Here is a 15,859-nt window from a genome sequence, read left to right on the forward strand (position 1 = left end):
GCCCTTTCAGGGCCTGTTTTTTTTGCGGTCCGCACGGATCAGGGCGGCGATGACGGCATTCAGGAAACGGACGGCTTCCCCTCCGGTCAGCGCACGGTGGTCAACGCTCAGCGACAGCGGCAGCACATAACGGGTTTGCAGTCTGCCTGACTTGCCGGGCTGGACAGTTTGCTGCATCCGGCCGACACCCAGAATCGCCACCTGCGGCGGCACGACCAGCGGGGTGGCGAAGCGGCCGCCCAGGCTTCCGAAGCTGCTCAGGGTGATGGTGCCGCCCTGATGATCCTCTGGTTGCAGGCGGTGGGAGCGCGCCTTGTCTACCAATACATGCAGCCCGCTGGTAATGTCGCGCAGGCGCAGTCGGTCGGCATGACGAAGCACCGGTGTCATCAGCCCGTAGTCGGTATCGACGGCGAGCGTCATGTGGATGTCTTGCTGGGGCTGAAAATCCTCACCCCGGAGCCAGGCGTTCGCCTCCGGCACTTCACGGCAGGCGCGGCAAAGCGCCTTGACCAGTTGCGGCAGAACCGGATGCAAGGGCTGACGCAAATACACCGCATCAAAGACCGTCACCTGGACAACATCACGATGCGCCGCCGCCAATTGCCGGTGCATCCACAAACGCGGACCGGCCTTCCCGGATTCGGTCGCGGCCGTTGTATCGGCGACGGCGGATTGCCGGGATGGATGGCATCGCTGACGGGCTTCGGTACGGGCGGCGGCGGTGAAGTGCGTGGCGCCTGTGCGGAAGGGCCGGTCTTCCGTATCAATCGTGCTTTGCCGCATGTGACCGACCACACTGCCCTGATCCACGGGTGCCGCGCTCACGGGGGTGTCAGAGGCCGGAAGCCAACTGAACAATGGCTGGCCGACCTGAATGTGGTTGCCGACAGCCGCCAGCAATTCGGTCAGCCGCAGATTCTCGGGGGCGGGGATCTCGACAATCGATTTGGCGGTCTCCACGGCCAGGATGGTTTCCCCCTGGCGCACGTGCTGGCCGGTTGTCGCCAGCCATTCCGTCACGACCGCTTCTTTCAGGCCTTCCCCCAGATCCGGGAGCCGGAACAGGTTCATCGCGAGGCCTCCATACACTGACGTACGGCGATCAGGATATCCGCCACCTGCGGCAGATAAGCCTGTTCCAGCCGCGAATAGGGAACAATGATGTCCGGCGGGCTGACCCGCAGAATCGGGGCTTTCAACGCGTAAAACGCCGCTTCACCCAGCCGTGCAGACAGCTCGCTGGCGAATCCGCCGCTGCGCACTGCCTCCTGCACAATGACGCAGCGCCCGGTCAGGGCAACCGAGGTCAACAGGCTTTGCATGTCCAGCGGACGCAATGTGGCTACGTCCATGACTTCGCAATCAATGCCTTCGTTGGCCAGTTGGTCGGCGGCGGTCAGGCAGTCCTGCACCATGGCCCCCCAGCTGATCAGCGTGATATCGCGGCCCGGCCGCCAGACCAGGCATTCGACCAGCGGAATGCCCGCGCCGTGGTCTTCCACGTCTTCCCTGAGGCCGCGATAAAGGCGTTCCGGCTCCAGCACGATCACCGGGTCCGGATCGCGGATGGCGGAGAGCAGCAAGCCGTAAGCGGTGCGAGGCGACGAGGCAGCGACGATCTTGAGGCCGGGAATGTGCGCCAGCAGCGCCTCGGTGCTCTCGGAGTGGTGTTCCGGCGCACGGATACCCGCGCCAAACGGCGTACGCAGGGTCAGCGGGCAGGAGAGGCGACCCCGGGTGCGGTTCCGGAAACGCGCCGCATGTGAGATCAGATGTTCCATCGCCGCATAGATAAAGCCGAGAAACTGGATTTCCGCCACCGGGCGCAGACCCTGACTGCTCATACCCACGGCCAGCCCGGCGATCAGGCTTTCCGCCAGCGGGGTATCCAGCACCCGGCGCGGGCCGAAGCGTTCGCGCAACCCCACCGTGGCGCGAAAGACGCCGCCGTTGCGGCCGACATCCTCGCCCAGGATCACGACATTTTCGTCTTCCGTCATCGCACGCGCCAAGGCCAAGTCGACCGCTTCCACCAGGGTCATTTTCATGGCTGGGCTCCGCGCGCAAGCCATGCGAGCTTTTGCGCCGTCAGTTCTTCAGGCGGATCGGCGTAAAGGTAGTCAAACATGTCTGCCGGGCGGGCGGGCGGCCCGCCCAGATACGCGTCGACTTCCACACGGATTTCCTCCTGCAATTGCTGCTCCAGCGCGCTCTGTCGCGCATCATTCCAGCCGGTTTCACGCTCCAGCAGCCGCCGGAAACGCAGCAAGGGTTCGCGCTTTGCCGCGGCTTCGCGGTCGGCGGCCTCGGCGTAGCGGCTCATGTCATCGGCGGTCGTATGGTCGCAGAGGCGGTAGGTGACGGCCTCGATGACCGTCGGGCCTTTACCGGAGCGGGCGCGGTTCAGCGCTTCGTCCAGCACCGCGCTCATGGCGAAAAAGTCGTTGCCGTCAACACGAATACCGGGCAGTCCGCAGGCGAGGGCCTTGTGCGCCAGCGTGGGGGAGGCGGTCTGGCGGCTCAGCGGCACCGAAATGGCCCATTGGTTGTTGTTGATGACCACGACCAGCGGCAAATGCCAGACCCCGGCCAGGTTCAGCGCTTCATAAAAGTCCCCCCGCGAACTGGCGCCGTCGCCACAGGTCACCAGCACGGCGCGGTGCTCTTGACGCAGCTTGAGCGCTGCGGCTGCTCCGGCCGCATGGGTCAACTGGGTGGCGATGGGAATGCACCAGGTCAGATCGTGGGCAGGACCGTCGTGCGCGCCCCATTCATCCCCTCCCCAGAACTGCAGGATGGAGCGCATCCGCACCCCGCGCAGCAATTGGGCGGCCTGATCGCGGTAGTAGGGCACGAAAACATCCTCCGGCGCCAACCGGTAACCGATAGCGGTGCTGACGGCTTCCTGGCCCAGGCAGCTGGCATAGGTGCCCAATTGCCCGGTGCGTTGCAGGGCGACCGCGCGCTGGTCAAACAGGCGGGTGCGGGTGAGGTGGCTGAAGACGTCCAGCCATTGCGCCGGCGTCGAGCAGCTCTCGGGCGGCGAGTGCAGGAATACACCGTCTTCGCCCAGAAACCGGTGCAGCGGAAATTCGATCGGATAGTCGCGGATCAGCGTCATGACGATTTGTCCGGGATTTTATCTTCAGTGTAGACCCCGCCGGCGGGATGTCATGGCATTCGCTGTCATCGCAGGAAGTCGATGTGCGGTCTGGCGAAGTCAGAAGTCCGATCTATAATTTCCGGCAATGACACATTTTGAGTGTGCCATTGGCATCTATCGACCGAGACGGAGAGCTCATCATGAAAGCCAGGCAATGGTTGGGAGTCGTAGTGGCCAGCGTATTGACCACTGGATGTAATTTCTTTTCGGATACCGAGTCGTCGCCCGCCAAAAATGTCGTCATGGAGGGATCGGCGGTTGCGGGGCGCATCCACAATGCACGGGTGGTGTTGCACCGGGCCGACTCGGCGGGACGGGCGCTGCCGGGGAGTCCCGTCGCTTCGGCGGATACGGACAGCAACGGCCATTTTGCGCTATCGGTGCCGGCCGCAACCACCGGCCCGGTCGTGCTGGAGGTTCAAAACGGCACCTATAGCAGCGAGTCGGATAATTCCACCCAGAATAATGGAACGTTGACCGCCGTATTGCCGGGCATGCCTGCGGCCGGGACGCAGACCTTTGTGACGCCCCTCAGTCATATCCAGACGCTGCGGACGCGTCATCTGGTGGATAGCGGCGCCGAAACCAGTCTGGCCAACGCCCTGAACCACGCACAGAATGATCTGCAGCAATCCCTGGGGGATCTGGGGTTGGCCGGACAACCGCTGACCAGCGTTGCGCCGGACTTCACCACTCCCGCCGGGCCGGGTTTCGCGGTCGGGGTGGCGCTGGGCGTACTGGAGCAGTTGCGGCAGAACCTCAATGTTCCTCCCGGTGAGCTGATTGACAATATCGCCCGCGATCTTTCGGACGGCACTCCCGACGGGCGGGAAGCCAATACCCTGTTGCAGCTGGCCGGCGCGCCGATGTCGCCGGCGGTCACGACGACCTCGCTGGCCGGCGCGGCGAATGACTATGCGGGTTCGACAACGTCAGTGCACCACGATGCCAATATTCCGGTCACAAGCGTCACCGAATCGATCAGCACGGCGGCGATCGGTGAGGCCTCGGTATCCGGCCAGGTCAGCGGTTCCTCGGGCGCCATTGCCCCGATGATCGTCGGCAATCATATTTACATCTACTTCGCCGGTCGTCAGGACGGCCTGGTGCGGCTGGACATGACCGACCCGCAGCACCCGGTTGCCGATCACCTGGCCGACCTCAATACCGAAATCGCCAAGACGCTCAGCGGGGTTGGCGGTGTGATTCCGGTGCCGATTCCGGTTGGCGGCAAGCAGGTGTTGTTCCTGTATAACTACAGCAGCAACAATATCGTGGCCATCAACGCTACCGACAACGTGGTGATGAAGACCGGTTCGCTGGATATTGCCGGAACGCTGAATTTTTCCGGGGCGGGCGGGCTGAAAATTGCCGGCGGCATCGCCGACGGCAAGCGTAACGTGGTCTGGCTGGCGACGGCTGACGGACTGATGGGAGTCGATCCGGTTTCGCTGGCCAAGGTCTATCTGATACCGCAACCCGCGAATACCCAGATGGATGAGAATATCGGCGGCGATCCTTCCTCGGATGTGGTGTTCGCGCCCCATTACCAGGGGGGAGGCATGGTCCTTTTCAATCTCGCCGAGCGTAAAGCCTACGTGCAGTCGCGGGCGGATTGGGACACCCTGAACACGATTGATACGGTGGTGCATGACTTTGGCGACATAGACCAGGCGGCGGTGGATACGTCGTATCGCATCGGCGTCGTGACCAGCGAGTTCCGCGACCTGCAGTTCGGGGTAGTGAGCTTTGCCACCCCCACCGGGGCGACGGGCGACACCGGCGTCTTCACGCCGCTTGCCTATCGCTATATCCATGCGCCGGCGGGCGTGAACGGCTCTGTGGAAACCGGCGCGGCTATCGATAGCGCGGCGCATATCCTCTTTGCCAAGTCATCCTGGAGCACGTCGCCGCTGATCGTGGCGCAATTGGACGATCCGGCGAAGGGGGTGAATTGGCAAGGTTTCGCCAAGGCCCGGTGGCGGAATACCAGCGACCCCAGCGGCGCCGGTGATCCTCATGCGATTGGCGCCTTCAACATTGCAGGCCGCTCCTTCGGGTTTTCGCTGGCGGGGACATCCATCGGAGGAGGAACCTCGCGCTCGTGGGATCTGATGGTGGTGGATCTTCAGGCCTTCCTGGATGCCCCGGCCAATGCGGATGGCATCCTGAATGATGATCCGATGCTGGATGCGAATATTGTGCGCATGATTGCCTACTGAGTCGCCACGCCATAAAAAAGGCCCCGTTCAGGGGCCTTTTTTATGGTGAAAACCTCAGAGATAACCCAGCAGCGGTTTGCCGAAATTGCTGTGAACGCCCAGATGCACCATGTTCCAGTAATGTCCGCCGATGGCGCGGTTGATCATCATGGTTTCAGCGGAGGGCTGGAAGCTGTCCCAATACTGGATCAGCGATTTGGCCTTGCCAAGCACCTGTTCATGCACCTTGCTGCGGCCGAAGTCGAAGGTCTTGTCGCGAATCGGGTCCAGCAGGATGTCGATCCACTCCAGATAGTACTCCGGCGGCACTTCCGGGCCGCCGTGAGTACGGATGCCCAGGTCACGCAAGACGGCTTCCACGGTAGCGTAGTCGTTCTGCAGGGCGGCGCGCACCAGCCGCTTGAATTCGCCCACCAGCATCGGGTTCAGCCGCTTGATGCAGCCGAAATCGTAAATCACCAGCGTGCCGTCGGGGCGGAAGGCGAAATTGCCGGGATGGGAGTCGCAATGCAGCGCCTGCAGGTGGTACATCTGTTCGCAGAGTACGTGGAACAGTTTCAGCCCCAGTTCGTTGCGGACATGGTGCGGATAGTGCTTGGCGGCCTGCAGGCCGTCGCCTTCCTCGTAGCTGAGGGTCAGCACGCGGGTATTGGTGTAGTCGTCGAACACCTTGGGGATGATGACCTTGTCGTCATGGGCGTGGAACTCGCCGAATTCGCGCAGGTTCGCCGCTTCCTGCATGTAATCGAGTTCGGCATGCAGCGACGAGCGGATCTCATCAAACAGCTGTTCCTGCAACTCCTTGCTCAGCTTGATCACCCCGGCCAGTTTCAGCGCCATGCGCAGGTGTTTCAGGTCGGACTCGCAGCATTCCGCCACGCCCGGATATTGCACCTTCACGATCACGTCCTCGCCGCTATGCAGGCGGGCGCGATGCACCTGGCCGATGGAGGCGGCGGCGAAGGGCTTTTCGTCAAACCAGGCGAACTTCTCGGCGGGCTTGGCGCCCAGTTCGTGAATGATCTGCTGTTCAATGACGCCATAGGGCATCGGCGGCGCTTCCTTTTGCAGCCGGGTCATCGCCTGGGCGATTTCAGGCGGAAAGATATCCTGGTACTGCGAGGCAATCTGGCCAACCTTCATCACCGCGCCTTTCATTTCCCCCAGGGTGTTGGCGATCTGCTTGCCGATTTCGGTATACATCTGGCTGCGGGCTTCGGCCTTTTCCTCGGCGTTGCCAACCATGCTCTTGAAAGAGTTGCTCATCACCTTGCCGGTAATGCTGGCGGTCATCCCGGCCAGACGCATGAAGCGCTTGCCGGGCGTGCTGGCGTGTTTCTTGTTGTCGCTCATGTCAAAGCCTATGGGGTTTTATGCGGGCATCCTGTTCATGCTATGCCCTCGTCCGGGGTTGTCAATTGCCGTTGCGCAAAAAACGGCGGTATCTCTTTCATTGGGATGTGTGTAGTTGCTATCTTAGCGGAGACGGGTTGATAAAAAGCAAAATTCTCCCGTGTGGTCGGGCAAGTCGCCCCAATCGCCGGGCATGCGGTGATGCCAAAGGATAATGACAACATGATTTCACGCGTGACGCTTCTGCTGTGCGGGCTGTTGGCCTGTCTTTCACTTCCGGCGCTGGCGGCGGATGACGGGGAACTGAATGACCTGCGGACCGAACTGACCTCGCCGCAATGGCAATTGGTGCGTAACGATGAGTTGCGCCATATCAAGACCTATGCGCGCCTGGAGGAGGGCAAACGTCTGCGCTCCTTCCGGGCGGAAGGCCTGATGGACGCCTCGCTGGACGCGATGGCGCGGGTTTATACCGATGTGGACAACATGCCGCGCTGGTACTGGGAAACCCGGGAGGCCAAGCTGCTGAAAAAGGTCAGCGATCGTGAATACATCTATTACATGCGTTTCAATGCCCCGTTGAACCTGCCCGACCGGGACGCCGTTTTCCGCGCGGTAATCGAGCCGTACACGGCGAAACGGGGGTATATGCAGATTACGGTCAAGGCGTTGCCGGACTACCTGCCGCCCAAGGAAGGCCTGGTTCGCGTGGTGGCTCAGGATTTGTTCGCCAAGTTCACGCCGGTGGGCAAGGATAAGGTGTTTTTCGAAACGGAAGGCTATGTGGATCCGGGCGGCAAGGTTCCGGCGTGGACCATCAACTTCGTGCAGAAGCGGGTGCCTTACCTGATCATGGTGTCGCTGCTGCGCATGGCGCAGAACAAGGAATATGCCGAGGCCAGCGGTCCGACCGCCTATACCTTCCGCGAATAAGCGCCGGATCTTCGGGGTATGGACCTTTTGCCGCGTATCGCGCTGAAAATGCAGGCGTTATTCCGTGCAGCTGCGCTGGCGGCCCGTAAACCGGGCATGCATCCGGCCGGCCTGCTGTCGCTGGCGCTGCTGCCGGCCGTGCATGAAGTCTCCTGCGCGGATGAGTTGCAGGAGTTGCGGGATGACAGTTACGGCCATCAGTGGGTGTTGGTGACCCGGGATGAAAGCCGCGGCATCCGTACCTGGGCCCGGCTGGAGGAGGGCAAGCGGGTCCGCTCCTGGAAAATCGACGCCATCCTCAACGCCTCCCTGGAAGCCATAGCCCGAGCGCACACCGATGTCGCCGCCATGCCGCGCTGGTATTGGGAAACCCAGGAAGCGCGGATGCTGAAGAAGGTCAGCCGCACCGAATTCTATTACTACATGCGCTTCAATGCGCCGTTGGGCCTGCCGGACCGCGACGGCATCTTCCACGCGGTGATCGACCCCTACAATGCCCGTCGCGGCAGCATGGTGCTGCGCGTCAACGCCGTGCCGGATTATTTGCCCGAAAGCCCGAGGCTGGTGCGGGTCTTGTCGCAGGATTTCGTAGTGAAGCTGACGCCGCTGGGCAAGAACAAGACCCGGTTCGAGGCCGAGGGCTATGTCGATCCTGGCGGAGTTGCTCCGGCATGGACCGTGAATTTCGTCCAGCGCCGGGTGCCGTATCTCATCATGGTGTCGATGATCCGCCAGTTGCAACGGCAGGATGGCGGATCGCCGGACAACGATTTCCAGTACACCGAGGCCGCGCCCTGACCTTGGCGGGCAGGGGCGTGCGACTCAGAGGAAGCGCGCCGCCTGTTCCAGGCTCAGGCGCGGATTGCGCGGATGCAACCGGCTGCGGTCGCCGTAGCCCAGATTCAACAGGAAGTTCGACTTCCAGCCGGTTCCGGCCAGGAACAACTCATCGACCTTGGCGTTGTCGAAGCCGCCCATCGGCCCGCAATCCAGTCCCAGCGCCCGCGCCGCCATGATCAGGTAGGCTCCTTGCAGGCTGCCGTTCTGGAAGGCGGTTTTCTGGATCAGGGCGTCGTTCCCGACATACCAGCTGCGCGCGTCGGTATGCGGGAACAGCTGCGGCAGGTGCTCGTAGAAGGCGGTGTCGTGGGCGACGATAACGGTCACCGGCGCGCTCAGCGTCTTGTCGACATTGCCGGGCGACAGCGCCGGAGCCAGCGTCTGCTTGGCTTCCGGCGTGGTCAGGAACACCAGCCGCGCCGGATTGGTGTTCGCGGCCGTCGGCGGCAGGCTGGCCAGCGTGAACAGCCGCTCCAGCAGTTCGCGGCTGACCGCTTTGTCCTGCCAGTTCGAGAAGGTGCGCGCTTCGGTAAATAGTTGTTGCAGCGCGCTGTCGTTCAGGGGGGTGTTCATCATGTTCTCCGGTAATCAGGGCAGGTCGAACCACAGCGCTTCGGCGGCGGTCAGGGTGTGTAATTCGCGGCTGTCGGGCGAGGCTTCCGCGCCGTCGCCGTCGGTCAGCAGCGTCTGGTCGAGATGGATCTGGCCGCTGATGACGTGCAGGTAGCCGGTCGAGCCTTGTAAAGGCAGCGTCAGGGTTTCGCCTGCCGCCAGTCTCAGCCGGTATATGCGGGCGTTCTGCAAGATCCGCATCGAGCCGTCCGCGCCGTCCGGCGACACGACCAATCGCAAGCCTTCACGCTCATCGGGCGGCAGTTCCTGATAACCGGGCGCGGTGTTTTGCCGGTTCGGATACAGCCAGATTTGCAGGATGCGGGTTTCCGCGTGCGGCTGGCGGTTATGTTCACTGTGGGTGATGCCGCTTCCCGCACTCATCAGCTGGAACTGGCCGGCGCGGATATGGGTTTCGTTGCCCATGCTGTCCTTGTGGCTGATCACGCCTTTCAGCACATAGGTCAGGATTTCCATGTTGTCGTGCGGATGCAGGCCGAAACCGGTCAGGGCGCGGATGCGGTCATCGTTGATGACGCGCAGCGCCGACACGCCCATGTAGCGCGGATCGTACCAGGAGCCGAACGAGAAACTGTGGAAGGAGTCCAGCCAACCGAGGTTGGCGTGGCCGCGATTGGCGGCGGGGTGGACGGTAATCATGGCAGCCTCCGGCATCGCCCGTCGGGGGTGATGCATCTGTATGAGGCTACTGTAGGCGGCGGAGGGGAAGCGGGGTAGCCGGCGATTGCGGGAAACTGTGTTCGCGCTACGGAAACACGTGGGCGAGGGCGGCTTTCAGCGCGTCCTCCAGCCGGTGGGCCGACATCACCACCGCCTGGCTCCAGTCCTCGGCGGCTTCACCGTCGGCGCCGTCGGTAATGAACTTCAGGCAGAGGAAGGGCGCGTCGAAGGCGGTGCAGACCTTCGCCAGCGCATAGCTTTCCATGTCGATCACTTCCAGATGGAACACCGGGTGCGCTTCGGTGACAAAACTGTCGCCGGTATAACAGGCAGCGCTCGGCAGGCCTTCGACGGCAAGGCCGTTTTCCAGCCGTTTGACGCTTTCAAACGGCGTCTGGCCCAGCGGCACGCCCATCGCGGTGCAGTCCATGTCGCGCTGCACGAAGGCGGTGACATTGACCACCTCGCCCGCCGTAAAGCAATGCGAACCCGCCGAGCCGACATTCACCACCAGCGGCATTTCCGTACAGGCGGCCAGATGCCGGGTCAGCGCCAGCGCGGCGTTGACCTTGCCGACACCGGTATAGAGCACGGCATCCGCCAGCGGATTCAGGCGATGCTGATGGTTTTCCTGTTCCAGCGCCAGCACCAGCAGGACGGGGCGATTCATTCAGTCACCATACGTAAAGAGGGCGCGGTTGCGCAGGCCGTTCCACATAAAGTCGTTCAGTCCCGCCAGATTGATCAGCGTTGCCGTGCCGACCACGGTGTGGCCGCAGCGTTCGCACAATTCGCAAGTAGCGCGCAGGGTGCCGCCGGTGGCCAGTACGTCGTCGGCAATCAGCACCCGTTGCGGCGTGAAGTTGCTGGACATCTGCAGGCTGTCCTGGCCGTATTCCAGCGCATAGGACACCGTGTGGTGCGGCGGCGGCAGCTTGCCGGGTTTGCGCACCACCAGCAAGCCTTTGTCCAGCGCATACGACAGCCCGCCCGCCAGGATAAAGCCGCGCGACTCCACCCCGACGATGGCGTCAATGCCTTGCCATTCCTCCACCGAAAACAGGGCGATGACGGCGTCGATGGTGTCGCGGAAACGGTCATGCAGCAGCGGCGTCATGTCACGGAACAGGATGCCCGGCTTGGGGAAATCGGGGATGCAGCGGATGTGTTGCTCAAGTTCGGACAACGGCATGGCGGAGGGTCCTGACAGGTTATCGGGAAATAGTAACTGTTCTTGGCTGCGTCCGGACATCCCCCTGCCAAAACCGGGCAAAATAGAGTACTGTGGTCTCACTTTTACGCCCATCGAACGACGATAACAAATCTCAGGGAGAACGCCGCCATGAGCCAGCCCCATTTCCGTACCTGCAATCTCTGCGAAGCCATGTGCGGCGTCGCCATCACCACCGGGCTGGACCTGGACGGCGAGACCCCGATTGTCACCTCGATCAAGGGCGATGACGCCGATCCGTTCAGCCGCGGCCATGTCTGCGCCAAGACCATCGGCCTGAAAAGCCTGCACGAGGATCCGGACCGGCTGCGCTATCCGCTGAAGCGGGTGGGCGGGGAATGGCAGGAAATTTCCTGGGATCAGGCCTTTGACGAAGTGGAACAGGGCATCCGCCGTGTGCAACGCGAGCACGGCCATCATGCCATGGCCTTCTACGCCGGGAATCCGACGGTACATAATCTGGGCGCCACCCTGTTTGCTGCGCCGCTGATGTCGGCGTTGCATTCGCGCAACAAGTTCAGCGCCACCAGCGTCGACCAATTGCCGCACATGTTGGCGGCCTTGCAGATGTTCGGCCACCAGCTGATGCTGCCTATTCCGGACATCGACAACACCGATTTCATGCTGATGCTGGGCGCGAACCCCGCCGCCTCCAACGGCAGCCTGATGAGCGCGGGCGACCCGATGGGGCGTCTGAAGAAAATCACCGAGCGCGGCGGCAGGCTGATTGTCCTCGATCCGCGGCGCACCGAAACCGCGAAGTGCTTCGAGCACCAGTTCATCAAGCCCGCCGGTGATGTCTATTTCCTGGCGGCCTTCCTCAATGTGCTGTTTACCGACAATGTCGTGTCGCTGGGCGAGTTGAAGGGCCGCGTTACCGGGCTGGAAGTGCTGAAAGCCGCCGTTGCCGCCTTTGAGCCGGAAGATGTCGAGGCCGCCACCGGCATTTCCGCCGACTGGATCCGCCGCACCGCCCACGAGTTCGCCGCCGCCGAGCGCGCCGTCTGCTACGGGCGCATGGGGGTCTGCACCCAGCCCTGGGGCGGTGTCAGCGCCTGGCTGGTCAACGCCATCAATGTCGTCACCGGCAATGTCGACGCCCCCGGCGGCGCCATGTTTACCCATCCGGCGGTCGATCTGGTCGGTCTGACCTCGTCCTCGCCCGCCTTGCGCGGCAGCTTCAACCGTTACCGGTCGCGCGTGCGCGGCCTGCCGGAATTCAACGGCGAGCTGCCGGTGGCGGTGATGGCGGAAGAAATGCTGACGCCGGGGCAGGGGCAGATCCGCGGTCTGATCACCCATGCCGGCAATCCGGTGCTGTCGACGCCGAACGGTCGTCAGCTGGAAGAGGCGCTGGGCGGGCTGGACTTCATGGTGTCGATCGACTTCTACCTCAACGAAACGACCCGGCATGCCCACATCATCCTGCCGCCCACCGGGCCGCTGGAGCACGGACATTACGACCTGCTGTTCAACACCATCGCCGTGCGCAATGTCGCCAAGTATTCCCCGGCGCTGATGGAACCGGCGGAAAACACCCGTCACGACTGGCAGATCCTGCTGGAACTCACCGAGCGTCTCAGTGCCAACACGCCCATGGAAAAGGCGGTATGGAAACGGGTCCGGCAAGTGGTGGACCGACTGAACGGACCGGAAGGCATTCTCGACCTGATGCTGCAATCCGGCCCTTACGGCCATCGCGCCGGTAACGCCCTGCACGGGGTTAGCAGCACGCTGTTGACCTTACTGGAAAAGCTGCCGCCCGCGCGCAAGCTGGCGCGGCAGTTCCGGCAGCTGCAACTGGCGACGCCGGCCAGCGGCAAGGCCATCGGCCTCAGCGTCGCCATGCTCAAGGCCAATCCGCACGGCCTCGATCTTGGCCCGATGGAACCGGGTCTGCGGCAACGCATCTGCACCCCGGACGGCAAGGTGCTGCTGGCCCCGCATATCTACCTGCCCGAACTGGAGCGCGCCCGTCAGGAAATGCCGCAGGGCGGCAAGGCGAAGAAGGGCGAGATGCTGCTGATCGGCCGCCGCCATATCCGCAGCAACAACTCGTGGCTGCATAACAGCCTGCCGCTGGTGAAGGGCAAGAACCGCTGCACGGTGATGGTCAATCCGGCCGATGCGGCGGCGCTGAAGGTGCAGGAAGGGGAAGAGCTGCGCGTTACCTCGCGCGTCGGCGACATCGTCATTCCGGTGGAGTTGTGCGAAGACATCATGCCGGGCGTGATCAGTATCCCGCATGGCTTCGGCCATCATCGCGAAGGCACCCAGCTCAGCATCGCCGAGGGCAGGGCGGGCGTCAGCATGAATGACATCACTGACGAGCAGTGGCTGGACAGCCTCAGCGGCACCGCCGCCCTGAACGGTATTCCGGTCAAGGTCAGTCTGGCCAATCCGCCCGCCAAGGTGAAGCGGGTGCGCAAGGTCAAGGTCGAGCGGGTCTGACCAAATGACCCGGACAAAAGAAAGGGGCGCTATAAGCGCCCCTTTCTTCTTGTTTACCGCCGAAGCTCCTTAAACCAGGATCTTCTTCTTCTTGCGCATGCGGATGTTCAGCGCTTCCACCGCCAGCGAGAACGCCATGGCGAAATAGATGTAGCCCTTCGGCACGTGGAAGCCCATACCGTCCGCAACCAGCACGGTACCGACCACCACCAGGAAGGACAGCGCCAGCATCTTGATCGACGGATGCTCGTCGACAAAGTCGCCGATCGCCTTGGCGGCGAACATCATCACGCCGACGGCGCAGACAATGGCCAGCACCATCACCGGCAGATGCTGCGACAGACCGACGGCGGTGATCACCGAATCCAGCGAGAAGACGATGTCAATCACGGCGATTTGCAGGATTACGGCCACGAAGGCGGCCTGCTTGCTGTCTCCGGCTTCCACCACGGCATCTTCTTCCGCTTCGGCTTCCACTTCATCATAGATTTCCGTGGAGGCCTTCCATAGCAGGAACAGGCCGCCGCCGATCAGGATCAGGTCGCGGCCGGTAATGCCGTGACCGGCGATGGTCACCAGCGGCTCGGTCAGACGCATCACCCAGGCCAGCGACAACAGCAGCAGGATGCGCGTGCCCATGGCCAGCGCCAGACCGAACAGCCGGGTTTTCTGGCGCTGTTCGGGCGGCACCTTGTTGACCAGTATGGTCAGGAAAATGATGTTGTCGACACCGAGCACGATTTCCAGCAGGGTCAGGGTCGCCAGCGACACCCAGGCCTGCGGATCATTCATCCAGCTTAACCATTCCATTTAGCAAATCCCTCCGGGGCGTTTTCCGCGGTTTTTCAGGCGAAGTGGCAGACGTAGTCCAGGTTTTCCAGCGTTTCGATGGTGAAGCTGGAGTTGCCGGGTACGTCAAAGCTCTGGCCGGCGCCGTATTCATTCCAGGCTTCGCTGCCGGCCAGACGCACGCGGCAACGGCCGCCCAGCACTTCCATGATTTCCGGCGCGCCGGTGTTGAACACCAAGGTGGACGGCAGGATCACACCCACGGTCTTGCGGGTGCCGTCGGCGAACAGCACGGTATGGCTGACGCACTTGCCGTCAAAATAGACGTTGGATTTCTTGATGACGCTGACATTGTCGAACTGGCTCATGGACTTGCTCCTCGTGAAATGCGACGCATTCTACAGGACAACCCCCGGCGCGCAAAATCGCCGCGCATCGTCCTGTGTCAAGGCGGCAAGCATCGTGGCATACTCCGCCTCGAAAATCTGTTTTCATGCCGAGCCGAAGCATGCCGTCGCTGACCCCTGACCAACAAGTTTATATCAACCAACGCCTCGCCCAGATCCGGTGGTGGAACCGGCTGGGCTGGCTGCTCATGGTGGCGCTGGCCGGTTTCTTCGGCTGGTTGTGGACCCGCCATCCGCTCTATGTTGACCCGCAACTGCTGTTGCAGCGGCTGCGGAACGGCAGTGTCGCCGATATCGAAATCGCCCGCCTGGCGGCGCTGGGCAATCTGGCCTTCCTGGGTTGCGGCCTGTTGTTGGCGTGCATGATCCTGCTGGTTTATGCCGCCATGTGGGCCGAGGCCACCACCATCCGCCGACTGACGGCGGAACCCCTTCCCCCGCAGCCCGTTGAACCCCCCGAGGAGGATAATTTCCGTGACCAGCCGCCGGCTTGACGAACTGCTTGACCGTAACCGGACATGGGCCGCCAACATCAAGTCCCAGGATCCCGCCTTTTTTTCCAAGCTTTCCTCGCAGCAAACCCCGCGCTACCTCTGGATCGGCTGTGCGGACAGCCGCGTACCTTGTACCCAGCTGGTCGATCTGCTGCCGGGCGACATGTTCGTGCATCGCAATGTCGCCAATCTGGTGATCCATACCGATTTCAATTGCCTGTCGGTGCTGCAATATGCGATTGATGTACTTCAGGTCGAGCATATCATCGTGTGCGGCCACTACGGCTGCGGCGGCATCCAGGCCGCGCTGCGCAACCAGAGTTTCGGCCTGATTGACAACTGGCTGCGTCATATCCATGACACGATCAGCCGTTATGATGGCTATCTGTCCGCCCAACCCGACGAGCTGCACCGTCTCAGCGCCCTGTGCGAGCTGAACGTGCTGGAGCAGGTCTTCAATGTCTGTGAAAACGCCCTGGTCAAGAAGGCCTGGGCCGATGGCCGGAACCTGACGGTGCACGGCTGGATTTACGGTGTCGAGGACGGCCTGCTGCGCGATCTGGAGGTCACGCTGGCCACCCCCGAAGAGCTCCGCGACGCCCGGCGACGGCTGGCCGAAAAAACCGGTCTCAGCGCCCTTGATTGTCGAGGGGTTTCGCCTTAATCTTCGCGCTTTTGCG

16 protein-coding genes are annotated in these 15,859 nt (G+C 62.4%); 6 read left to right on the top strand and 10 right to left on the bottom strand.

Annotated features, from left to right (window positions below; all coding sequences use genetic code 11):
* Positions 1-6 precede the first annotated feature (6 nt).
* Genes EV700_RS15760 through EV700_RS15770 form a run of 3 tightly spaced genes read right to left on the bottom strand, consistent with a single transcriptional unit; the run spans position 7 to position 3,124 of the window.
* Positions 7-1,074: a dihydrolipoamide acetyltransferase family protein gene (locus EV700_RS15760; protein ID WP_130415577.1), complete on the bottom strand. Its 1,068-nt coding sequence runs from the start codon at positions 1,072-1,074 to the stop codon at positions 7-9.
* Positions 1,071-2,051, bottom strand: coding sequence for an alpha-ketoacid dehydrogenase subunit beta (locus EV700_RS15765; RefSeq protein ID WP_207224701.1), 981 nt, complete (start codon positions 2,049-2,051; stop codon positions 1,071-1,073). The genes EV700_RS15760 and EV700_RS15765 overlap by 4 nt, the downstream gene beginning before the upstream one ends.
* Positions 2,048-3,124: a thiamine pyrophosphate-dependent enzyme gene (locus EV700_RS15770; RefSeq protein ID WP_130415579.1), complete on the bottom strand. Its 1,077-nt coding sequence runs from the start codon at positions 3,122-3,124 to the stop codon at positions 2,048-2,050. Before EV700_RS15770 ends, EV700_RS15765 begins: the two co-directional genes overlap by 4 nt.
* A gap of 182 nt (positions 3,125-3,306) precedes the next feature.
* On the opposite strand from EV700_RS15770, the gene EV700_RS15775 reads away from it, so the two are divergent.
* Positions 3,307-5,388, top strand: coding sequence for a hypothetical protein (locus EV700_RS15775; protein WP_130415581.1), 2,082 nt, complete (start codon positions 3,307-3,309; stop codon positions 5,386-5,388).
* 54 nt (positions 5,389-5,442) lie between these two features.
* On the opposite strand, the gene EV700_RS15780 is transcribed toward EV700_RS15775, so the two are convergent.
* Positions 5,443-6,741 carry an ABC1 kinase family protein gene (locus EV700_RS15780; RefSeq protein WP_130415583.1) on the bottom strand — a complete coding sequence of 433 codons (1,299 nt, stop codon included), beginning with the start codon at positions 6,739-6,741 and terminating at the stop codon, positions 5,443-5,445.
* 222 nt (positions 6,742-6,963) lie between these two features.
* On the opposite strand from EV700_RS15780, the gene EV700_RS15785 reads away from it, so the two are divergent.
* A complete protein-coding gene (locus tag EV700_RS15785) occupies positions 6,964-7,674 on the top strand; it encodes an START domain-containing protein (RefSeq protein ID WP_165391521.1) in 711 nt (236 codons plus the stop codon).
* 18 nt (positions 7,675-7,692) lie between these two features.
* Positions 7,693-8,472 (top strand): SRPBCC family protein, encoded by a 780-nt coding sequence (locus EV700_RS15790; RefSeq protein WP_130415587.1) that lies wholly within the window; start codon positions 7,693-7,695, stop codon positions 8,470-8,472.
* Positions 8,473-8,496: 24 nt separating this feature from the next.
* Here EV700_RS15790 and EV700_RS15795 read toward each other — a convergent pair whose 3' ends face one another.
* From EV700_RS15795 to EV700_RS15810, 4 genes are all read right to left on the bottom strand, one after another.
* The gene (locus tag EV700_RS15795; RefSeq protein ID WP_130415589.1) at positions 8,497-9,087 is read right to left on the bottom strand and encodes a malonic semialdehyde reductase; all 591 of its coding nucleotides are present in this window, start codon (positions 9,085-9,087) and stop codon (positions 8,497-8,499) included.
* A gap of 15 nt (positions 9,088-9,102) precedes the next feature.
* A complete protein-coding gene (locus tag EV700_RS15800; protein ID WP_130415591.1) occupies positions 9,103-9,786 on the bottom strand; it encodes a pirin family protein in 684 nt (227 codons plus the stop codon).
* Positions 9,787-9,892: 106 nt separating this feature from the next.
* Positions 9,893-10,477, bottom strand: a complete 585-nt coding sequence (locus EV700_RS15805; protein ID WP_130415593.1) for a phosphorylase family protein — start codon at positions 10,475-10,477, stop codon at positions 9,893-9,895.
* Complete coding sequence (locus EV700_RS15810) at positions 10,478-10,999, bottom strand: adenine phosphoribosyltransferase (RefSeq protein WP_130415595.1); 522 nt, start codon at positions 10,997-10,999, stop codon at positions 10,478-10,480. It lies immediately after the preceding gene.
* Between the two features lie 150 nt (positions 11,000-11,149).
* Between EV700_RS15810 and EV700_RS15815 the strand changes: the two genes are divergently transcribed.
* Entirely contained in the window at positions 11,150-13,489 is a 2,340-nt protein-coding gene (locus EV700_RS15815; RefSeq protein ID WP_130415597.1) for a molybdopterin oxidoreductase family protein, read from the top strand.
* Positions 13,490-13,558: 69 nt separating this feature from the next.
* Here EV700_RS15815 and EV700_RS15820 read toward each other — a convergent pair whose 3' ends face one another.
* Positions 13,559-14,299 (bottom strand): TerC family protein, encoded by a 741-nt coding sequence (locus tag EV700_RS15820; RefSeq protein ID WP_130415599.1) that lies wholly within the window; start codon positions 14,297-14,299, stop codon positions 13,559-13,561.
* 35 nt (positions 14,300-14,334) lie between these two features.
* Complete coding sequence (gene ppnP, locus EV700_RS15825; protein WP_130415601.1) at positions 14,335-14,646, bottom strand: pyrimidine/purine nucleoside phosphorylase; 312 nt, start codon at positions 14,644-14,646, stop codon at positions 14,335-14,337.
* Between the two features lie 140 nt (positions 14,647-14,786).
* Between ppnP and EV700_RS15830 the strand changes: the two genes are divergently transcribed.
* Both EV700_RS15830 and can read left to right on the top strand, forming a co-directional pair.
* Positions 14,787-15,179 carry a hypothetical protein gene (locus EV700_RS15830; RefSeq protein WP_130415603.1) on the top strand — a complete coding sequence of 131 codons (393 nt, stop codon included), beginning with the start codon at positions 14,787-14,789 and terminating at the stop codon, positions 15,177-15,179.
* Positions 15,160-15,843, top strand: a complete 684-nt coding sequence (can, locus tag EV700_RS15835) for a carbonate dehydratase (protein WP_130415605.1) — start codon at positions 15,160-15,162, stop codon at positions 15,841-15,843. Before EV700_RS15830 ends, can begins: the two co-directional genes overlap by 20 nt.
* Positions 15,844-15,859 lie beyond the last annotated feature (16 nt).

This window comes from Fluviicoccus keumensis (genome assembly GCF_004217445.1).
GTDB classification, from domain to species: domain Bacteria; phylum Pseudomonadota; class Gammaproteobacteria; order Pseudomonadales; family Moraxellaceae; genus Fluviicoccus; species Fluviicoccus keumensis.